Source organism: Nostoc sp. NZL (assembly GCF_015714705.1).
GTDB lineage: Bacteria > Cyanobacteriota > Cyanobacteriia > Cyanobacteriales > Nostocaceae > Nostoc > Nostoc foliaceum_A.
In genome coordinates this window covers 14,175-33,846 of the sequence record NZ_WBKL01000032.1, presented here as the reverse complement: position 1 = coordinate 33,846, position 19,672 = coordinate 14,175, and the positions used below count along the sequence as shown (strand labels likewise).

General features: G+C 42.9%; 14 protein-coding genes. 11 read left to right on the top strand and 3 right to left on the bottom strand.

Going from position 1 to position 19,672, the window contains the following annotated elements:
• The first annotated feature begins 110 nt into the window (after positions 1 to 110).
• Entirely contained in the window at positions 111 to 1,661 is a 1,551-nt protein-coding gene (locus tag F8R90_RS04240; protein WP_196509696.1) for a hypothetical protein, read from the top strand.
• A gap of 56 nt (positions 1,662 to 1,717) precedes the next feature.
• Here F8R90_RS04240 and F8R90_RS04235 read toward each other — a convergent pair whose 3' ends face one another.
• Positions 1,718 to 3,835 (bottom strand): NAD(P)/FAD-dependent oxidoreductase, encoded by a 2,118-nt coding sequence (locus F8R90_RS04235; protein WP_196509695.1) that lies wholly within the window; start codon positions 3,833 to 3,835, stop codon positions 1,718 to 1,720.
• A 160-nt stretch (positions 3,836 to 3,995) separates the two neighbouring features.
• Between F8R90_RS04235 and F8R90_RS04230 the strand changes: the two genes are divergently transcribed.
• From F8R90_RS04230 to F8R90_RS04220, 3 genes are all read left to right on the top strand, one after another.
• Positions 3,996 to 4,229: a hypothetical protein gene (locus F8R90_RS04230; protein ID WP_190892964.1), complete on the top strand. Its 234-nt coding sequence runs from the start codon at positions 3,996 to 3,998 to the stop codon at positions 4,227 to 4,229.
• A 967-nt stretch (positions 4,230 to 5,196) separates the two neighbouring features.
• On the top strand, positions 5,197 to 5,688 hold the full coding sequence (locus F8R90_RS04225) for a TerB family tellurite resistance protein (protein ID WP_196509694.1): 492 nt from the start codon (positions 5,197 to 5,199) through the stop codon (positions 5,686 to 5,688).
• Positions 5,689 to 5,985: 297 nt separating this feature from the next.
• Positions 5,986 to 7,560 (top strand): mechanosensitive ion channel family protein, encoded by a 1,575-nt coding sequence (locus tag F8R90_RS04220; protein WP_196509693.1) that lies wholly within the window; start codon positions 5,986 to 5,988, stop codon positions 7,558 to 7,560.
• 93 nt (positions 7,561 to 7,653) lie between these two features.
• On the opposite strand, the gene cimA is transcribed toward F8R90_RS04220, so the two are convergent.
• Positions 7,654 to 9,315, bottom strand: a complete 1,662-nt coding sequence (gene cimA, locus F8R90_RS04215) for a citramalate synthase (protein ID WP_196509692.1) — start codon at positions 9,313 to 9,315, stop codon at positions 7,654 to 7,656.
• A 75-nt stretch (positions 9,316 to 9,390) separates the two neighbouring features.
• Here cimA and F8R90_RS04210 point away from each other — a divergent pair, with 75 nt between their 5' ends.
• The 7 genes from F8R90_RS04210 to F8R90_RS04180 all read left to right on the top strand — a co-directional run bounded on the left by F8R90_RS04210 (position 9,391) and on the right by F8R90_RS04180 (position 18,160).
• Entirely contained in the window at positions 9,391 to 9,729 is a 339-nt protein-coding gene (locus tag F8R90_RS04210; protein WP_196509691.1) for a 2Fe-2S iron-sulfur cluster-binding protein, read from the top strand.
• A 16-nt stretch (positions 9,730 to 9,745) separates the two neighbouring features.
• Positions 9,746 to 10,120, top strand: coding sequence for a hypothetical protein (locus F8R90_RS04205; protein WP_190892950.1), 375 nt, complete (start codon positions 9,746 to 9,748; stop codon positions 10,118 to 10,120).
• 119 nt (positions 10,121 to 10,239) lie between these two features.
• Positions 10,240 to 12,270, top strand: a complete 2,031-nt coding sequence (gene thiO, locus F8R90_RS04200) for a glycine oxidase ThiO (protein ID WP_196509690.1) — start codon at positions 10,240 to 10,242, stop codon at positions 12,268 to 12,270.
• A 157-nt stretch (positions 12,271 to 12,427) separates the two neighbouring features.
• On the top strand, positions 12,428 to 12,607 hold the full coding sequence (gene psb34, locus F8R90_RS04195; RefSeq protein ID WP_196509689.1) for a photosystem II assembly protein Psb34: 180 nt from the start codon (positions 12,428 to 12,430) through the stop codon (positions 12,605 to 12,607).
• A 263-nt stretch (positions 12,608 to 12,870) separates the two neighbouring features.
• A complete protein-coding gene (locus F8R90_RS04190; protein WP_196509688.1) occupies positions 12,871 to 15,084 on the top strand; it encodes a tetratricopeptide repeat protein in 2,214 nt (737 codons plus the stop codon).
• Between the two features lie 747 nt (positions 15,085 to 15,831).
• Positions 15,832 to 16,545 (top strand): conjugal transfer protein TrbI, encoded by a 714-nt coding sequence (locus F8R90_RS04185; protein ID WP_196509687.1) that lies wholly within the window; start codon positions 15,832 to 15,834, stop codon positions 16,543 to 16,545.
• A 373-nt stretch (positions 16,546 to 16,918) separates the two neighbouring features.
• Positions 16,919 to 18,160, top strand: coding sequence for an S-layer homology domain-containing protein (locus tag F8R90_RS04180; RefSeq protein WP_196509686.1), 1,242 nt, complete (start codon positions 16,919 to 16,921; stop codon positions 18,158 to 18,160).
• A 27-nt stretch (positions 18,161 to 18,187) separates the two neighbouring features.
• Here F8R90_RS04180 and F8R90_RS04175 read toward each other — a convergent pair whose 3' ends face one another.
• Entirely contained in the window at positions 18,188 to 19,543 is a 1,356-nt protein-coding gene (locus F8R90_RS04175; RefSeq protein WP_196509685.1) for a GAF domain-containing sensor histidine kinase, read from the bottom strand.
• Between the last annotated feature and the right edge of the window lie 129 nt (positions 19,544 to 19,672).

The window sequence follows — 19,672 nt, the reverse complement described above, 5'->3', positions numbered from 1 at the left end:
CTTAGAGAGAGTTAAACTTAGCTTCTAGAGCAAACCCTGATTAGACAGAGTTCATAAGCAATGCTAATGCCAGCACTGCTGAATATTTTTAAGCAGGTGGGTCAAGAGTGATGAATGAAGCTGACACCTCAAACAAGGGGGCTGTGATGGAATCCCTAAATTCTGCTAATTCGCCACAATTAGATCAGGCGAGTTGTCCCTTTTACTCAGTTGTGCCTAATGACAATATGGCAGTAAAAAAACTGCCACTCCTCATGCCAGCTGAAGACACACAATTTTCAAAAGATACCACCCAGCAGGACTGGGTTGCAGAGCCTGAAAGCGGCAAGCAAGCACTTATTGACTCAGAATTTCAGAACCTGCTGGCATTGAACGAAGAATTGCGTGCGGCTAACAATAACTTGTATGAGCAAGTGGAGCAGCTAAAAGACAACCTAGCTGAGTCAGAAAAGGTTTTGCAGTGGCAGAAAACGCGTTCCAGCGTTACTGAGTCGATGCTCAACCAACACGCTCAAGAACTGGCTGCGGCTCAAGAACAGATAAAGTCCCTATTTCAACAATTAGAAACTGCTGTACAAACTGTTCAACACCAGGAAATTTTCACTGAAACTTATAAAGCACAGCTACAAATTAGCCAACAACGTCTAGCCCAGTTAGAGCGAGAATGTACGTTGTTACACACTAACAACAGCGAACAGTCCCAGCAGCTATTGCAATCAGAAACTGTTTGTCGGGAGTTACGTACTAGACTGATGCGACAACAACGCCAGACGCTGCAATTTAAAGCAGCTCTAGAAAAATGTTTGGATACATCAGTTCCTAGCTATGATTCCCTAGACGATACTGCAAAACATCCTAAAGACATAACTAGTGGACAAGGAAGATTTTCTAGAAAAGCTCGGTCTTTATTTCCTAACGCCCAGCCAATTCAACCTTGGTCAGCAGAACCAGAATCCTTGGATAATCTAGATAATTCTTGGGGCGAACCGTCAGCACCAATCCCATTCCAAAGAAATGAACCGACTCCGACACCATCATCTTCCTGGAACTGGTCAGTTAAGCAAAATACCCCAACACCAGCAGAACCCAGCCCATCTCCAAAAGTTGATGATTCCCCAGATACACCAGAAGCTGTTTCAACTTCTGAGTCATCAAATTTAGATCAGCAATTAGATAGTCTAATCCAAATGTTCTTTACCTCTCAGTCTGCATCTGTATCACCACCACCTGCGGCGAAAATGGATGTGGATAGTAATCAGGGTGATGCGCCTATCTGGGAGACTTTAGCAACAATCCTAGAAGACGATGAGGAATTAGAAAATCCACAGGGGGAGCAGTTGGAAGCAGAAATTAATCCCTCTGTAACTATCTCCACTTCTTGGACGACAGATTCTGTGGTTTCATCAACCAATGACTTACCAGTTTCCTCTACTTCACCTCATACTGAGATGCCTGTTGGACAAACTGAAGACTACTGGTCAGAAGTTTCCCAATTGTCACAGTTAGAATTGTCAGCTACTGATTTCTCCCCAGAGTCATTGGGTGACAACACCAATGATACAAGTTCACCTTCACCTGTGGTTTATCCCCAGCGTCCACCCAAGGGGCGTAAATCATTGGCATCTGTGGAACTGCCGAATTTTCGCCCCAAGAGTCAATAGTTAGTTGTCATTAGTCATTTGTCAAATACCAATGACCAATGACCAATGACCAATGACTAATTAAGAATCCTTGCTTCTGACTTCGGAATTATGGCTTCTGGGTTGGCTTTTACTACTTGAGCGCGCGATCGCGGTTTGCCTGTGGCGATCGCATAATTAATTGCCAATAGCCACAGCCACAAGCCTGGATTCCGGGGTTCGAGCCAAAAACCTACCCGGTTCAAGAAACGCCCGAACCACGGACTCAGCAAAGCACTAATCAGAGCATGACGACCGAAGTTGATATAACTACCAAGCCATCGCCCTAAATCTCTAGGCCCAGCAAGTTCCCAAATCCACAAAAGCAAGGCAGGATTTTTTCTAGCTGCTTTGAGTGCTAGGCGGTTAAAGGTAAACCAATCACACCTATCTTTGATGAAGTTATCTGCTACTTCTTGGGGTTCGTCTGCTAACAGCCCAAAGAAGGTGTTGAGCATGGAGTTAATCCGCTGGGGTGGTAAAAATTTCCCAGTGGGTACCATCATGCCTTTGGAAAATAGCCAAGTGACGGAAACGTTGCTTTGGTAGGCGCGAATTTGGTTCAAGTGTCGGAAACTTAACAAGTCATGTTTGAGAGCAGTATCCAACAGCGTTGTTAAGCGCTCTAAGTTGCGAACTAGCGAACCAAAACCGGTGAAGACAAGGGGAGACTGGAGTGATGCGGCATCACCGATCGCAATCAATCGATCAAAGGCAACTGTGCGATCGCGACTTCCCATACTAAAATGCCCCGGTATATACCCAAATGTCGGCTTCTTCCACACCAATTTGTCCATATCGCACCTGCGATACTCTGGCAAAATTGTGAAAAAGTCCTCGTACATCTCTAGCAAGGAACCGGGATTTTCAGCATTGACTTCGTGGTAGTGAAATAAATAAATTGTCAGTTCATCATCTGCTCCAGGAAACAATTCCCAAATCAACTGCCTTCCCCGCGAAATATCCCCATGACTGTAAAGAACGTCCCCATAATGGGAGTCCCATACCTCCGGCTCAAATCCGCTCTCAATTGCCGCTCCCACTGTCGGACATACACTATCAAAAGCACGACCACCATTTAATTGCCAAGCGATGGGGGACGCAGTTCCCATTGCATCTATTAGCAGCCGTCCACTTACTTCCTTTTCAACCTGGCTGGGTAAGTGCTTGACTTTCAACAAAACTTGTGATATATCAATATCTGCACGGATAAACTCTGTTTCATCCCAGATATCACCGCCTGCCGCTTGCAGTTTTTGCCCACACATTTGAAGCCATTTTTCGGAATCTAAGCCTAAATTTAGCACTGTAGGTGTGTGGAGGACGGGCGATCGCAGTTTGGATGGATTATTAGCATCGAAAAACTTATTGAATCCGTCTTTGTATTCCCTGGCAATGATGGTTTCTAACTCAGCGGGGGTAACTAAACCCAGGTTAACCAAGCTTTGAATCTCATCGCGGGAAATATTCCACTCCCGGTTCATCCGCCCAAAGGGCATTCGTTCTACCAGCAAGACTTTATATCCGAGTTTTGCCATCACTGCCGCATGGATCACACCTAGTGCGCCACCAATGTAGATGATGTCGTAAGTCGGAGTCTTATCTTCCCCTGCTTCCCTACCTCTTCCCTTATCCCCTTGAGTGGAAAACACAACCTGCCGGGGCTGCTGCGGATTCCGTACTCCTTCGCGCCATCGTTGTTCCCACCAGTAGGCACGCGTTAGGTCATATTCACCGTTAGGCATTTTCTGAAAATACTTGACGGTCAGGGGGTAAGCAGAACCTAGCGCTGCAAAAATTGATTGCTTAGATAAATCAATCGCTGGCGGTTCTGGGTAATGATGCGGAAAACGGCTTCTGATTTCCTTGGTTAGGCGTTGCAGGATTTGTCTTTCATTGGGAAAGGGTTGTTCTGCCCAACGAAACACTTTCAGATAGGTAGTTCGTTGCACCGACCAGACAAATACAGAAAGTTCCGCAGGCAAGTTTTCGGAAAGAGCCACCCCACCCGATGTAGTAGCACTGGGCATTTTGAGGCGAAAGCCTTCCGAAGTAAGCACTTTTTCTCCATTTCCGGGTTCAAAATCTGTTTGTAGCCAGCTACGCACAGTTGCTATATCTGGAGTTGGAACTTCTAAATAAAGGATTTCTCTCATCGTTTCCTGACATCTCCGATCAATCTACTCACTAAGACAGATTTTATGAAGGCACAAAGTAAGGTAAACTCCGCCCTATTACTTTCGTAAAGATTCAGTGAAGAAATTTTAAGAATTTGTCAAATTTATTGTTCATTTTGTATTTCTGTAAACCCACGCCATGAATTATCCCATTCCAGACAGCCCCCAGGAAATTGTTGCCCTGCGACAACAGCCGATTGATGAAGAATTAGTTGCCAGTGCGATCGCTGGAGTTATTAAAATTGTCCGCGCTCAGGGTCAATCTTTGGAAGAACTAACCGCTCAGTTGTTAGCAGATGATCTACTACTGGATCAGCAACAACGTCGCTGGTTAAGCCAATTAGTTGCCCAATCTTGGGAAAAGTTCTCCTAAAACCTTGCATAAGATGAAGTTTTTGTCGCAGCATTATATTTCTAGGTCTGCACCTAAATGTTGGCGATGCCTGCGGCGGGCTGCGCCTACGCATTTTAGGTATAGGAGTAACATGTCTGGAATTGACAATTGGGTTGCTATTTTTGCATTTACGGCAGAGAAGCCACTAACTTAACCATATCAGCACTGGGCACTAGAAACTCAATCAGATACGTCAAAACCAGCCTAAGGATGAATTACTCAAAACGGTCAGCCTTCTGGATGAGTTGTCAGATCAGCTAGTTTTTTTGAGTAAATCGGAGGGTTGGAATTTCAATGTTTCATATCGATTCATCTGCTAGCGATCGTCGGCGCTAAACACATTGCTAATCTTACTGATGAACGACGATGTATTCTTCAGTTTCTTGGTGTTCCTTGCCAAAAATATTATCTACTTAAGAGGCCTGCGGAATGTAGGCTAAAGGACAATACGGTTCAGATAAGCCTTTTTTTCACCCCTGCACCCCTTACCAATTTCCTTAACTGAACCGTATTGGGCTAAAGGGTGGTTAAACGCCAAAAGTTATATTCAAGTTCTTAACGCATATCAGATTTTTTCTTTTTCTAAGTTGTTTAGGTAAGATTCTTTTTCACGAATCATTGAGAGTTTGTTAAGTAAAACTTATGTAAAAACAGTAATTAATTTATATCCTTTATTGATTTAGCCTAAATGTATTAACTGTCTTAACTGTCTTTGCATTCTGATTAAAAGTCTGAGATTTTAAGAAGCATGAAGTCTGGTGTTATGCATTCCAAGTGATTTGGAGAGCTTAAACAATGACAACCATAACAACTAGTAAACGAAAGTCTACTTACAAGTGGCAGCAAGCACCTGTGAAGCTTGAGTAAGTCTTTATTAGTTCCACTTGCTGCAATTAGGTATGAGAAGTAAGTAGTAAATTCTCAAAAAAATCAAAGAGGTCTATTGATGAGCAATATTAAAGAAGTACTACCTGCTTCAGAATTTCTGAAAAAGAACTTAGGTATTTCCGAAATTCCCCTTGAAGCATACCTTAACTATGGATATGCACTGCTCGCTATTGCAGGAGCTGATGGAGAGGTTTCAGAACCCGAACTTAATTGGTTGCTAAATCATCAGCGTATGGCTGGCGCTCCTGAAGAAGTAATAGAAAAATACAAAACATTTGAATACAAAAATGCTGACTTAGAAAATTTGCTGAGTAAAATTACAGTTGATGTTTCTACTTGGTCGAAATACAGGTCATTATTGTATCATGCAATTCAAATGTCTCGTGCCGATCAAGATTACTCAGTTGAAGAGCAAAAAGCTGTAAAAAAAGCAGCTAAACTGCTGAAGGTTGAAGATGATATTGCACTTGCTCTCAATAGGTTGATAGAAACAGAAGAAGCAGTAACTGCATTACGTAAAGCGCTACTACAAACTGAAGTTTTAGCTTAAATTAAGGGCTTTGTCTTACTTAAAAACCTTGGTTATTTCGCAATTTCAGTTTGCTTATTGGGTGTCGATTTCTGAAGACAAGTTTAAAAAGATTGAATAAATCTATTTAGAGACAGTCAAACTACGTGAAAAACGTCTAGCAACGATGTACACTAACGGTTCACTTTCATAAATCAACACTTCCTTTACAAAAGAGAAATCTAGTAAATTAATTGTGGTTTCTGGGCTACTATATCCCCGACTTCTTCAAGAAGTCGGGGATATATCTGCCTTTTCTCTATTATTTATACTCAAAAAATGAATATACTAATTATCCTGGTTGAAGTCATATTTTTAATAGTCATTTTCTCGCTGTTTAACTGGTTGATTGGCATAAGCTTCAAGCAGGTCGCTAAACTTTCTTGGCTTCAAGGGAGAACTGCAAATATCACTTTCCTGCGCCGGAGTATCAGCAGAGTTTTAATTTTAATTTCTGTGATTCTGTGTCTTGTGCTGATTGGTGTGAATGGGATGGTGATTTATCGAGGCGGAAACATTCAAGAATTTCAACTTAATCTTATTCGCGGTCTTCCTACTCAATTTTGGCTCAATTTCTTGACGGCGAGCTTGAAAACTGTTAGCTTGCTAATGCTAGTTAAATTTAGTATATCACCATTATGCCGGGCTATAGATTGGGTTTGTGATTATGCTAAGAATGCCGATCAAATCAAGGCTAATGATGAAAGTATCGAAGCTTTTTTTAGAATATTAAAAAGAATTATTATTCATAGTCTTTGGACATCATCTGCTATCCTGTGCGCTAAATTTTTTTACCTCCCAGAAGTCGTTCCCAGATATATTTACATTGCCTTAAAAATATACATTATTGTCACAGTTGGTTTACTCATTGTCAAAGCTGTTGCTACTATCGTTGATACTCTCGATGCACTGAGTCTTAAATACTCCAGTTCTGACAATCTACTGCGTTTATACGAGCGTTTACGTCATTTAATTCCCCTCTTCAAAAAATCTTTAGAATACGTCCTCTATGTTGGCATAGTAAATCTTGTTGTTCCAGAAATAGAATTTATCGCTTGGATAAGTGCTTATACCCCTAAAATTGTGCAGATTATTGGGGTTTATTTTATTAGCAATGTTTTGATTGAAGTCGCTTACTTCATTCTTGATGAAGTCTACTTAAAAACTACAAATGTAAATGACTCACAGCAACAGAAACGGCTGACGCTGATTCCCTTAATGCGGAGTTTTGCCAAATATTTTATCTACTTCACTGCCGCAGTTACCATACTCAAGCTTATCGGCATTGATCCTGCGCCTATCTTAGCAGGTGCAGGAATTGTGGGTATAGCAGTTGGTCTTGGGGCGCAAAACCTGATTAATGATGTTGTTTGTGGATTTTTGATTTTGTTTGAAAACTATTACTTGGTGGGTGATTATGTTGAAGCCGGAAAAATGGAAGAGAGAAGTATTGAGGGGGTGGTAGAGGCGATTGAATTGAGAACGACTCACATCCGCCATCCCGATGGTCAATTGCAGATTATTCGGAATGGGGATATTGGATCAATTGTCAATTTTTCTAAGCAGTATATATATGCAAGGGTGGAAGTTAGCGTTTCCTATGACTCCAATTTAGATCATGTGTATAGGGTGGTTGAAAAGGTAGGACAGCAGTTAAAGGCTGATGAACAAGATGTTATAGAACCCACGCGGGTAGCTGGAATAGAAAACTTTGGCGAAAATAACCTATCGCTGCTGACGCTGACAAAAGTCAAGCCTGGAAAACACCTTCATATTCAGCGTGTTCTCCGCAAGATATTAAAGGATACTTTTAGTCAAGAAGAAATTGAAATTTGCGGTTTTTCCAAGAATTGATATTAGTTCTTTTAGGGTTGCACGAGAATGGGAGGCGATCGCCTCCCATTTTCATTGAATGTAAAATGTTTAAACACTACATAGTGTTGTTTGTCAACTAGAAGCTTTCACGGCTGCCTCCGCTTGAGAGTGCAACAATAAACCGTATTCCAAGCCCTCTACCACCGCTTGATAAGAAGCCTCCAAAATATTCGTAGAAACCCCTACCGTCGTCCAGCGTTGACGACCATTACCTGATTCTACCAACACACGAGTTTTTGCCGCAGTGCCCGTATGTCCGTTGAGAATCCGCACTTTGTAATCTGTCAAATCAAAAGTTGCTATTTGGGGATAAAAATTCACCAAAGCCTTACGTAAAGCCGCATCCAAAGCTGCCACGGGGCCGTTACCTTCCGCCGCCTCCAAAATATTTTTCCCGTCAACAGCGAGTTTAACTGTAGCTAAAGCATTGCTAGTTTCTTTCCCCTCAATCAAGTCACAGTGGACTTGAAAACCTTTGACTTCAAAAAACTTCTGGCGACCTCCCAAAGCTTCGTGCATCAACAGGACAAAACTGGCCTCTGCTGCTTCAAATTGAAATCCTTCACTCTCCAAATCTTTGAGGCGCTGGAGAATTTCCCTGGCCTCTGCCTTTTGCTGATCCAATTCAATCCCAAAACTGCGGGCTTTGGCTAAAACATTGCTGAGTCCAGACTGTTCAGAAATCACGATGCGGCGACGATTTCCGACTTGTTCCGGTTGAATGTGTTCGTAAGTTAGGGGATTACGTTCTACGGCTGATACATGAATACCGCCCTTATGGGCAAAAGCCGAACGTCCCACAAAAGGAGCATGTTCATCTGGCGCGAGGTTGACCACCTCACTAACAAAACGACTAGCTTCTGTAAGTTGTGTGAGCTGGTCTTCTGTGATACAACTGTAACCCGCCTTCAGTTGTAAATTGGGAATTAACGAACAGAGGTTAGCATTACCGCAACGTTCACCGTAACCATTAATTGTGCCCTGTACCATCTTTGCCCCTGCCATAACGGCGGCTAAAGCGTTAGCAACCGCCATTTCCGAATCGTTATGAGTATGAATTCCAATTTGAGGAATTGTCCTTTGTCCTTTATCCTTGGTCATTGGTTCTTGACTAATGACTAATGACAAATGACTACTGACATCTTGAACAATTTGGGTAATTTCGTGGGGTAAAGTGCCACCATTGGTATCACAAAGAACTAGCCATTCAGCACCAGATGCGATCGCAGCATCTAATGTCTGTAAAGCATAATCTGGATTGTGCTTGTAACCATCAAACCAATGTTCGGCATCGTAGATAATCCGACGCCCTTGAGAACGGAGGTACTCAATTGTGTCGCCAATCATCGCCAAATTTTCTTCTAATGTCGTCTTGAGTCCTGTTGTGACATGTAAATCCCAAGACTTACCAAAAATCGTTACCCAGCGAGTCCCCGCAGCCAAAATATCCTGTAGCATCGGTTCGGTGGCGGCAGTGGAGTTGGGGCGTCGAGTCGAACAAAAAGCCACAATTTCAGCAAGTTTTAGCGGATCTTCCTGGAGTTGCCAGAAAAATTGTACATCTTTAGGATTGGCACCAGGCCAACCGCCTTCAATGAAGGGAATTCCCAGTTGATCGAGTCTCTTGGCAATGCGTAACTTATCTTCTATCGATACTGATAGCCCCTCGCGCTGAGTGCCATCCCGTAATGTAGTGTCATAGAGCCAAAGTTGAGGTGAGGAATTTGTGGTCATAAAACTGGGACCGACGAGACAACTTTCGAGGCAATGTGTCAATATACAACAAAACGCCAGTTTGGCAATTTAAAAATGCCTAAAATACTAGCTCAAGGTAAAACAATTGAGTGCGAGCAGGGAAGCAATCTCCGAAAAATTTTGTTGCAAAATGGTATTGACCTCTACAATGACGGTGCTAAGGTAATAAACTGTCGGGGCATTGGCAGTTGCGGTACCTGCGCGGTTAAGGTAGAGGGCAAACTATCAACAGCGAATTGGCGTGATCGAGCACGGCGTTCGCTTCCTCCCCATTCTCCTACAACAGACTTGCGTTTAGCCTGTCAAACTCAGGTTTTAGGCGATGTGAAAGTGACAAAGTTTGATGGATTTTGGGGACAAGGTTCTCGAATAGTGTGGACACCAAAAGGTTAAAAAGGAGTAAGACAAGATGGGTAGATGGACACCCTTAATTTTAATGGCTGGAGGTTTAGCCATTCTGCTTGGTACATTACTGGGCATCAACTTTCCTATGGGCGTACAAAGCGCTAACAATCCCAGTGACAAGAAATCACAAGTCCTCCCAGCTAATATCAATGTTAATAGCAGTGCTGGTAGCAAGAATGAAGAAACTGCAACAGAAGGAACTGAAACAACTGAAACAAACGAAAACAGACGCGGTATTGTAGCCCCAAGACCTGACAACAGGAGCAGCGTTGCCCAGAATCCTGACAGTACAATAGACAGTAATACAGATACTTCAGAGACAGACACCCCATCCACCGATGTTAATCAAGGCAACGAACCAATTCGCGCCTTGTGGTAACGATAGATCCGTCTTTAGTTACGAGTTATAAGTTATAAGGTATGAGTTATTAGTTATGAGTTATTAGTTATGTACTAATGATAAATGGCTAATGATAAATGACTAATGACTAATGACTAATGACTAGTGAGACTGTAATTATTGGTGGCGGCGTTATTGGTTTAGCGATCGCCATTGAACTAAAACTGCGCGGGACACGTGTCACCGTGCTTTGTCGTGACTTTCAGGCTGCTGCTACCCACGCCGCCGCCGGGATGTTAGCACCAGATGCGGAAAACATCTCTAATGAGGCAATGCGCTCCTTATGCTGGCGATCGCGTGCTTTATATCCCGACTGGACGCGCAAATTAGAAGAACTAACCGGCTTAAATACTGGCTACCGACCCTGCGGTATCCTTGCACCCGTCTTTGAAGAGGCAGAGGGGCAGGGGGGTAGGGAGCAGGGAGTAGGGAGCAGGGAGCATGGGCAAAATCTCTCTCCTCTGCACCGTTCCCCCTGCCCCCCCGCCTCTTCCCCGGCTTACTGGTTAAACAAAGAGGCAATTCATCAATATCAGCCAGGATTGGGAGCAGAGGTAGTTGGTGGCTGGTGGTATCCTGAAGACGCACAAGTTGATAATAAAGCTCTAGCTCACGTATTGTGGGCGGCGGCTGAGTCTGTTGGTGTTGAACTCAAAGACGGTATTACAGTAGAAGCATTTTTACAGCAGCAAGGAAAAGTGGTTGGCGTGCAAACCAACGCTGGAATAATTCGCGCCGCGCACTATGTTTTAGCTTCAGGTGCTTGGTCAAATGAATTGTTACCACTACCCGTGCGCCCCAGAAAAGGACAAATGCTGAGTGTGCGGATACCAGAATTTGTGCCGGAATTGCCCTTGAAGCGGGTTTTGTTTGGGCAGGATATTTACATCGTACCAAGGCGCGATCGCCTCGTTATTGGGGCAACGAGCGAAGACGTTGGCTTCATCCCTGACAATACCCCAGAAGGCATTCAAAAGTTACTACAAGCTGCCATCCGGCTATATCCCCAACTAAAGCATTATCCCATACAAGAATTTTGGTGGGGATTTCGTCCAGCCACCCCTGATGAATTGCCCATTCTTGGCACTAGCTACTGTCAAAATTTAACCCTTGCTACCGGTCATTACCGTAACGGGATTCTACTTGCACCCGTAACAGCTGCATTAATTGCCGATTTAATCTTGGAACAAAAGTCTGACCCTCTACTTGCTGATTTTCACTATTCGCGCTTCCAGTCCAAGCCATCCACCTCTACCCCAATGCTGACTCACTCTGCCAATTTCTCCAACGGGCATCGTCCTGCCATATCGCCACAGCAGCCATCACTTTCCATTCAAGACTCACCACTAATTATTGCTGGCAAAACCTTTCAATCCCGCTTGATGACAGGAACTGGTAAGTATCGCAGCATTGAGGAAATGCAGCAAAGCGTCGCCGCCAGCGATTGCCAAATTGTCACCGTGGCAGTACGACGGGTACAAACCAAGGCTCCCGGACATGAAGGTTTAGCTGAAGCCTTGGATTGGACGAAAATCTGGATGTTACCCAATACCGCAGGTTGCCAAACTGCTGAAGAGGCGATTCGGGTGGCGCGTTTGGGGCGAGAAATGGCGAAATTGTTAGGGCAGGAAGATAATAATTTTGTAAAGTTAGAAGTAATACCTGATCTTAAGTATTTACTCCCGGATCCAATTGGGACGCTGCAAGCCGCAGAACAATTAGTTAAAGAAGGTTTTGCAGTATTGCCCTATATTAACGCTGACCCCATGTTAGCCAAGCGTTTAGAAGAAGTAGGCTGTGCTACGGTGATGCCTTTAGCATCGCCAATTGGTTCTGGACAAGGGCTGAAAACAACCGCCAACATCCAAATCATCATCGAAAATGCGGGTGTGCCAGTGGTGGTAGATGCTGGTATTGGCTCACCCTCAGAAGCCGCCCAGGCAATGGAATTGGGAGCCGATGCCTTGTTGATTAATAGTGCGATCGCACTTTCTCCAAACCCAGCAGCAATGGCTCGTGCTATGAATTTAGCAACAGTTGCCGGTCGTCTAGCATACCTTGCTGGCAGAATGCCTATCAAAGACTACGCCAGTCCTAGTTCACCTCTAACTGGGACGATTACTAGTTAGGGATTGGGGGCTAGGGAGTTTTAAGTATTTTATACCCAATACCCAGTCCCCAATACTCAATATTTCATCCCTAATGTAACGATTTGTCTAGCAGTTTCAGAGCGGATCTAGCATTTATGTAACATTAAATGAAGAATAAAGATAAAGGAATTGATTCATGCCCTATACAAACGAAGAAGGCGGTCTTCTGAATAATTTTGCCCGCGAACCAAAGATTTATCAAGCAGAACCTCCCACGGAAGGGCAAAAGCGAACTTATCTCTTCCTAGGAATCGCCGCTACAGTTTTGGTTGGCGGTTTGATTTTAGTCGCCTTCTTTGTTTCTCAGAGCAGTTGATCATAAAAGACTTTAATAAAATTTCATCTTCTTTACAGTTTTTCAGGTTCCGATTTTAAGAGGGGCCTGCTTTTTTATTTTTTGTTAAAATCGAGTTAACAATGAAAGTATAATTATATACTGTTTTATTTAATTATACCTGAAAAGCTCGATTTATACTGAGCAGCATAACGTTAGCTTAAAAATCATTTCCATTATGAAATTAGTCCACTTGGATGCGCCCAGAAAGGTGATATGTACTGTTTTTTGGCTCTTTAGCCGCCATGAGCGTGAATGATACTACACACAATGATAATTCTACTTGGAATCGGCAAGTATACCATCGGCTGAAACTTGCCCTAAGTCTTGGTTTACGACGACAACTTTTTTTAGCAGTATGTGATGATTTACACTTAAGAAATCAAGTAGCCGCCCGTTTACACTCTACATTGGCTTATCCTATTGGACAAGTGCTATATCAGCCATCAAATGCCCCGGAGAATAGCACTCCAGCTTATCCGCGATTAGTTACGTTGCGTTTAAATTTAAACGATCCTAATCCCATAGTTCAGATAAATCAATGGTTGGCCAATTATCCACCGCCAATTGTTGGGGCATCAAAAGATACCCCTGGAAGACCTTTTCCAGTACCAGCATTTCAGATTGTCGGCGTGGAGCATCTCACCAAGCAACCAGTCGCTACACAACGGTTATTTTTGCACTATCTCCGCTTAAGCGAACAATATTTCTCTACACAAGAATCCAGCCGATTCCTAGAATCTAACTTGCTGTTGTGGATACCGCGTCCTTGGTTATCTGCTATCAAGCAATCCGCGCCACAGTTTTGGCGTTGTCGGACTGGCGTATTTGTTTTTGCTGGAGAACCCACGCCAGCAACTCAGAATTCGGGTTATCCAGAACGTTTTTCTAGTTCTAGAAGCTTGGATTTAGGGAATCTTGAGCAGTCGATTTTAGATGAATCGGCTAACCAAGCAGAACTCAAAACCGCAGCAACCGAGTTAAATTTTCAGAATAATTCCGATTTTCCGGCAGAAACACAAGGGAATGGCGTACATAAAACCCAGGAAGTTTCGCCGTCAACAGCGGATTTATTGAAGGCTGCGCCACAACAGCAGGAATCTACTACTAGATATGCGAGTAGGAGTAATAATCAATCGCTGTCGTCTTTATCTCATATTAGTAATGAGTTAACGGAGCTAGTAATAGCAACAATCAATACAAACATTGCTCAAGATACAGAGGATTTCTTACAACCCCAGCAGATTTTGTTGGATATTGAAGAATTACACGAAAAGCAAGTTTCAGGGGAGATACTGGCAGAAGCTTATCATCGCTTGGGTACCTTATATCGCCTTCGCATTGAGCAAGGAGAGTCAACTCTAGAAAACCTGATGGTGGCAATTATTGCCTATCAGGAGGCAATTAGCTATGACGAAACCTCACCGCAACTCCCAGATATCTTGAATGATTTGGGTACACTCTACTGGATGCTATACCGCACACCACCCAATTCTGAGGAAGGACAAACTTATATAGAGCAGGCAATAGAATTTTATCAGTTGGCGTTAAAGATGATCTCGCCCCAGAAACATCCAGAAACTTACGCTCGTGTACAAAATAACTTGGGGACGGCTTATGGTGATTTGGCTCGTTTTTCTCACCCATCTGAAAATTGGCAGCAAGCAATCTTAGCTTACAGTCAAGCACTCAGCTACCGTACAGCCGATATGGACTCATTAAAGTATGCGGCTTGCCAGAACAATTTGGGTACTGCTTACTGGCATCTAGGGCAATATAATCAACCGATTGTGCATTTAAAGAAAGCGATCGCAGCTTACAACGAAGCACTTGTCCACTACAACCCCAAACAGGAACCGCTCAAATATGGCATGATTCAAAACAATATCGGCACTGCCTATTGGAATCTGGCACAATACGAACAACCTGCCCAAAATCTCCAGTTAGCTATAGATGTCTACAGCGAAGCTCTTAAGTATCGCACTCCAGCTAATGTTCCCAGTGCCTGCGCCGCTACACAAAATAATCTGGGTACTGCCTACTGGCATCTCGCCAACCTATCTCAGACAACTAAAGAGGCACGGCAAAAGTATCTGCAACTATGCATCAGTGCTTACGAAGAAGCTATAGCTTTGGCTCACTCACTTAGCGGTACTGCTTTAAGTTTTGATTTGCTTGCCTCTTATAATAACCTGGGGCTAGCACATTATCAGCTAGTAATAGATAAGTCGTTTAATGGTGACAAAGCAACACGTTCTCAACACCTAGAAGTAGCATTAGATAACCATTTGCAAGCTTTAAACGGATTGAGCAAACAACCAGAGGCTTATCAAACAACTTTCACTTATGTGGTAAAAACTATTCGTGCTTTTCATGATGAATTAGGGATACAAGGACAAAATTTGGCTTTATCTAAAGTTCCTAGTCAATTATTGCCAGAGATTTTGTCAAAGTTATAAAGCATATGCCGAAAACCATTAGAATTATCCGAAATATTAACTTATGAAAAGAAAAATAGCTAATGATAACCTGAGTTCGGGTTAAGCCAAAAGCTAAAAAGCTTATTCTCCAAGGATTGAGCAAAACTCTAAGTGATAAAAGAAGCTATTGAAGTAGAATCATTTTGTCAATAAGGTTCACAAAAGAGACTAACCTCAATAATATGCCTTATTGAGAATAGATTAAAACAGAGCTTCAAACCAAACAATGATAAATCAGGGGTTTTGAGGATTTCTTATCCCGAACTCAGGTTAATGATACATTTCATTATTGGATAGCCGTGCTGAGGTCTTCTGAGCAAAGGCGGAGCGTTTCTGGCTTTGCTTCTGATTGACAAAGAAAGCGAAGATCTTTCCCAAGTCCTAGCAAATAAATCTACAATGGAAGTAAGAGTTCGCAGTCAGCCCATTCGCCTCTATTCAGTGCTGTAGATATGTGGACGTAAACAATGAAACAACTCAGGAAACAATTAGACCTATTTTGCGTCATGTTGAGAGTATCTCACTTCCTATTTGGTAACGCACATTAGCAGGATACAAATTCTGAGGAGCGATATCTTCGATAGGCGTAGCTGCAACACAAACTCCACGTTATATAAGCACCTTAATATTCGGAATGCGCCTATAAACAGGTTTTATAAATTTCAGAAACAAACTCAGTGAATCCACGTCATTAGATACATAACATACACAAAGGTTTACCCACTTATGACTCGCCTACATCAATGGAAATCTGGAACTGCTGCACTCATGGCAATAGCCGTTACCGCAAGCGTCACTGCCCCACTGTTAACTTTAGCTCCTGCTAATGCACAATACAGAATTGGGCAAGACAGAACTGGGCAATATGGAAACGTTACCATTCCTTCTGGGGTTGCTTTTCCTGTTACCTATGATAAGGAGACAATTACTATTGCTCCTGGGGAAAGTCAATCTTTAACGCTGAGAATAGCGAATGACATTATCGACAGAAATAGAAATGTCTTGATTCCTGCCGGTACTAAAGTAAATGGACGACTAGAATCTGTTGACCTAGATAGTTATTCAAGAGATACAGATGATAATAAAGGAAAAGGTGTGCGGTTTGTAGCTCAAGAATTAGAATTTTCTAATGGTCGGCGTCAAACCATTAATGCAACTTCTCGGACATACACCACAACTCAAAAAGTTTCACAGGGTCCCAGCACAGGTCAGGTTTTAACTGATGCAGCTATCGGTGCGGGTGCTGGTCTTTTAGGTTCACTAGTGACTGGTAACCGCAGAATTGATGATTTAAAACCTGTTATTGGTGGGGCTGCGGGTGCAGGAGCAAGTGTACTATTGCGGAAAAAAGAAGCAAATGTTTTTGTTCTCAGACCAGCACAGGATTTAAGGCTCACACTGAATTCTAACTTGAATTTAGTACCACCATCCCGCTACTAGATTTAACTGAATTCAAGTCGTGACTTTAATCACCTCTGATAGGCGATCGCCACTTTAACTATAGTGGGCGATCGCCTTCATTTTTTAACCCTAAAAATCTATTTTTCAGCAACTATCCTATCTCTGTATCGTCTTACTCAGTACTCATATTTTTTCAATACTTATTTAATAGCATTAATCGGAAAGAGACTAATTACACTATTTACCTATTGCTAGCTCTGTTGACAAGTAATTTCTGATTTTGTTCATCTCATTTGACTGTATGACTAAAGTAATGCTTTTTACAAAAAACATGAATTAATGGGAACCTCATACTTCAGAAGATGTCTAATTAATTAACAGTAAAAAAAATAATTGTACTGGAGTAAAAATAATGTTTAACTTAAATCGTTTGCAATCTGGAACAGCTGCACTCATGGCTTTAAGCGTCACAGTAGGTACTGTAGCGCCCTTCATTACAGCTTCACCATCTTTTGCTCAAACTACTTTTTCTGATGTTTCATCTAACTATTGGGCAGCACAATTTATTCAACAATTGTCTCAACGAGGTGTAATTGCCGGATTTCCTGATGGTACTTTCCGCCCTGAAGAAGCGGTGACACGCGCTCAATTTGCCGCTATGGTCAACAAAGCTTTCCAAAAAGCACAGCAACGGCAGGCAATCAATTTTACTGATGTGCCAAGCAACTATTGGGCATCTAGTGCTATTCAACAAGCCTATACCATTGGTTTCTTATCTGGTTATCCTGGTAATCGCTTTGAGCCTAACCAAGCTATTCCACGCCAGCAGGTTTTAGTTTCCCTCGCTAACGGGCTGGAATATAGTCCCAGCGGTAATACCGAAAGCACTCTGCAATACTTCAACGATGCCTCTAACATCGCTAGCTATGCCCGTAGCCCGATCGCAGCAGCAACTGAGAAGCAAATTGTGGTGAACTATCCTAATGTGAAGTTCCTGAATCCAACCGCAACCGCCACTCGCGCCCAGGTAGCAGCTTTTATCTACCAAGCATTGGTTAGTTCTAATCAAGCCTCAGCAATTAACTCGCCCTATGTCGTGGCTGTTGGGTCTACTACCCCAATACCTGTAGCTGTGACAATTCCCCAAGGGACTGCTATCCCTGTGAAGTATGACAAGGCAGAAAAAATTCTGGTTACAAAGGATGAAACAGCGCCCTTGACATTGACAGTATCCCAAAACGTGGTTACGCAAGAAGGATCTGTAGTGATTCCTGCTGGTAGTCAAGTTATTGGTCAACTCAAACCTGCTACAGGCGGTTCTCAATTCGTTGCCGAGAAACTAGTTTTGACGAGTGGTCAAGAGTATCAGCTTAACGCTAGCTCTGAAGTGATTACCAAAACTGAAACCGTCAACAAAGGTACTAGTACTGGTTCAATTATCAAGAATACTGTATTGGGCGCAGGTGCAGCCGCTGCGGTATCTGCTGTCACAGGCGATCGCGCCATTGCCACAGAAGAGGTCTTGGGTGGCGCTGGTATCGGTGCGTTAATTGGTCTGTTCTTCGGCAGAAATAGTGTTGATTTAGTAGCAATTGACCCAGATACCGATTTGCAAATGACAATCAATCAAAACTTGTTGGTTTCAGTAAGATAGTTATTGGTCATTTGTAAATACTAATGACTAATTCTCAACTTCCGGTAACCAAATAATAAACGTAGTTCCCGGCGCATCGGGTGAAGTTAGCTTAGAGTTGATTGCAGGGCTGAAAACCTCGATTTCGCCCTGCATTTGCTCTATTAATTGTTTTGCGATCGCTAACCCCAAACCAGTGCCAGGGATTTCTGTTTGCGCTTGTACACCCCGATAATGTCGTTCTCCAAGATGCTCTAAATCCTGGGGTGGAATGCCAGGGCCGTTGTCACTAATAACAATTCCCTGAAAATTAGCCTTTTCTTGCCCCGCCTGAATCAAAATTTTGCCCCCAGTGGGAGTGTATTTCAAAGCATTATCGATGATGTTAGTTAAGACCTCTCGTAATGCTTTGACGTTGGCACGTACTAGGGGTGAATTCTGTTGAATTTCAGTTATTAGTTTTAGCTTTCGCTCTTGGGCGATCGCTTTGGCTGATATTAATAATGGTTCTAATATATCTGCTAACGAGCAGTCAACTGCTTTATCTCCCGTTCCCGGTAATAATAGCGGCGGTTTAGCGTCTTTTTGGATAGTTGCTTCCACGAATACTTCATGTTCGGGGAGATGTAGTGGTGCTAAATCTGCCTCTGTCAAGTCAATTACTTGATCAAATTGTTGCAGCAATTCTTGGAGGCGATCGCTTTCCCGCACAATACTAGTTGCCACATCCCGGTTAGCGTCTGCTGGGCTGAGTCGTTTCAATAGCAGTTTGCCAAAAGTCCGCAACGCTGTTAATGGGTTACGAAACTGATGCAACAGGTTATCCAGCAAATCCCGTTGTTTTTCTTGGAGAATTTGTTGTTCATGCAACTGCTGCTCAAACCATGCTCGCCGCTGATCTAAAATACAAGCGATCGCCAGTGTTTGGGCTATCCGTTGAATCTGACTTTCCTCGTGTTCATTCCATACCCGATCTTCTCTACCCGTCACTAGTAACCCCATCATTACACCCTCATAAACCAGAGGTAAAACAATTTGATTACCACTAAATAAATATTCCTCTTTTAGATGGGGTTGAGACGCATCTGGGATCTCAGACTCCGGTGACGAGGTTGGAGATTCTGATCCTGTTGTCAATAACCTTCTCTGATGATTAGGTAATATAAACACATTTCCAACTTGAAGTTGATTGTGTACAGTCGCTTCAGCAGTCTCCTTCCCTGGCGGTAATAATGCTGTTTCCGGGTAAATCACTACAGGAATCAGTTTTGCCTCACCTGAGGGAGTCTCTACCAATTCTTGTGTCAGGTACACAATACTTAAAGTTGCTCCCAGCCCTTGGGTTAGCAGCGCTATTTGCTCTCGACATAGAGCAAGAAAATCGGAACTGGCAGACATTAACATTTTTTAGCTCTTGCTCAAGATTACAGATTTTGAGGCATGATGTAAGAGAGGATACTTAATTTTTACCTCACTCATTTAATAAAGCTTAACTAAAATTTTCTTAGCGATGGTTTGTACCAAGGGATTATA

Excerpts from the sequence above, each read along its gene's own strand:
- F8R90_RS04240 (WP_196509696.1), top strand. The coding sequence starts at position 111 with ATGAATGAAGCTGACACCTCAAACAAGGGGGCTGTGATGGAATCCCTA.
- F8R90_RS04235 (WP_196509695.1), bottom strand. The coding sequence starts at position 3,835 with ATGAGAGAAATCCTTTATTTAGAAGTTCCAACTCCAGATATAGCAACT.
- F8R90_RS04230 (WP_190892964.1), top strand. The coding sequence starts at position 3,996 with ATGAATTATCCCATTCCAGACAGCCCCCAGGAAATTGTTGCCCTGCGA.
- F8R90_RS04225 (WP_196509694.1), top strand. The coding sequence starts at position 5,197 with ATGAGCAATATTAAAGAAGTACTACCTGCTTCAGAATTTCTGAAAAAG.
- F8R90_RS04220 (WP_196509693.1), top strand. The coding sequence starts at position 5,986 with ATGAATATACTAATTATCCTGGTTGAAGTCATATTTTTAATAGTCATT.
- cimA (WP_196509692.1), bottom strand. The coding sequence starts at position 9,315 with ATGACCACAAATTCCTCACCTCAACTTTGGCTCTATGACACTACATTA.
- F8R90_RS04210 (WP_196509691.1), top strand. The coding sequence starts at position 9,391 with ATGCCTAAAATACTAGCTCAAGGTAAAACAATTGAGTGCGAGCAGGGA.
- F8R90_RS04205 (WP_190892950.1), top strand. The coding sequence starts at position 9,746 with ATGGGTAGATGGACACCCTTAATTTTAATGGCTGGAGGTTTAGCCATT.
- thiO (WP_196509690.1), top strand. The coding sequence starts at position 10,240 with ATGACTAGTGAGACTGTAATTATTGGTGGCGGCGTTATTGGTTTAGCG.
- psb34 (WP_196509689.1), top strand. The coding sequence starts at position 12,428 with ATGCCCTATACAAACGAAGAAGGCGGTCTTCTGAATAATTTTGCCCGC.
- F8R90_RS04190 (WP_196509688.1), top strand. The coding sequence starts at position 12,871 with ATGAGCGTGAATGATACTACACACAATGATAATTCTACTTGGAATCGG.
- F8R90_RS04185 (WP_196509687.1), top strand. The coding sequence starts at position 15,832 with ATGACTCGCCTACATCAATGGAAATCTGGAACTGCTGCACTCATGGCA.
- F8R90_RS04180 (WP_196509686.1), top strand. The coding sequence starts at position 16,919 with ATGTTTAACTTAAATCGTTTGCAATCTGGAACAGCTGCACTCATGGCT.
- F8R90_RS04175 (WP_196509685.1), bottom strand. The coding sequence starts at position 19,543 with ATGTTAATGTCTGCCAGTTCCGATTTTCTTGCTCTATGTCGAGAGCAA.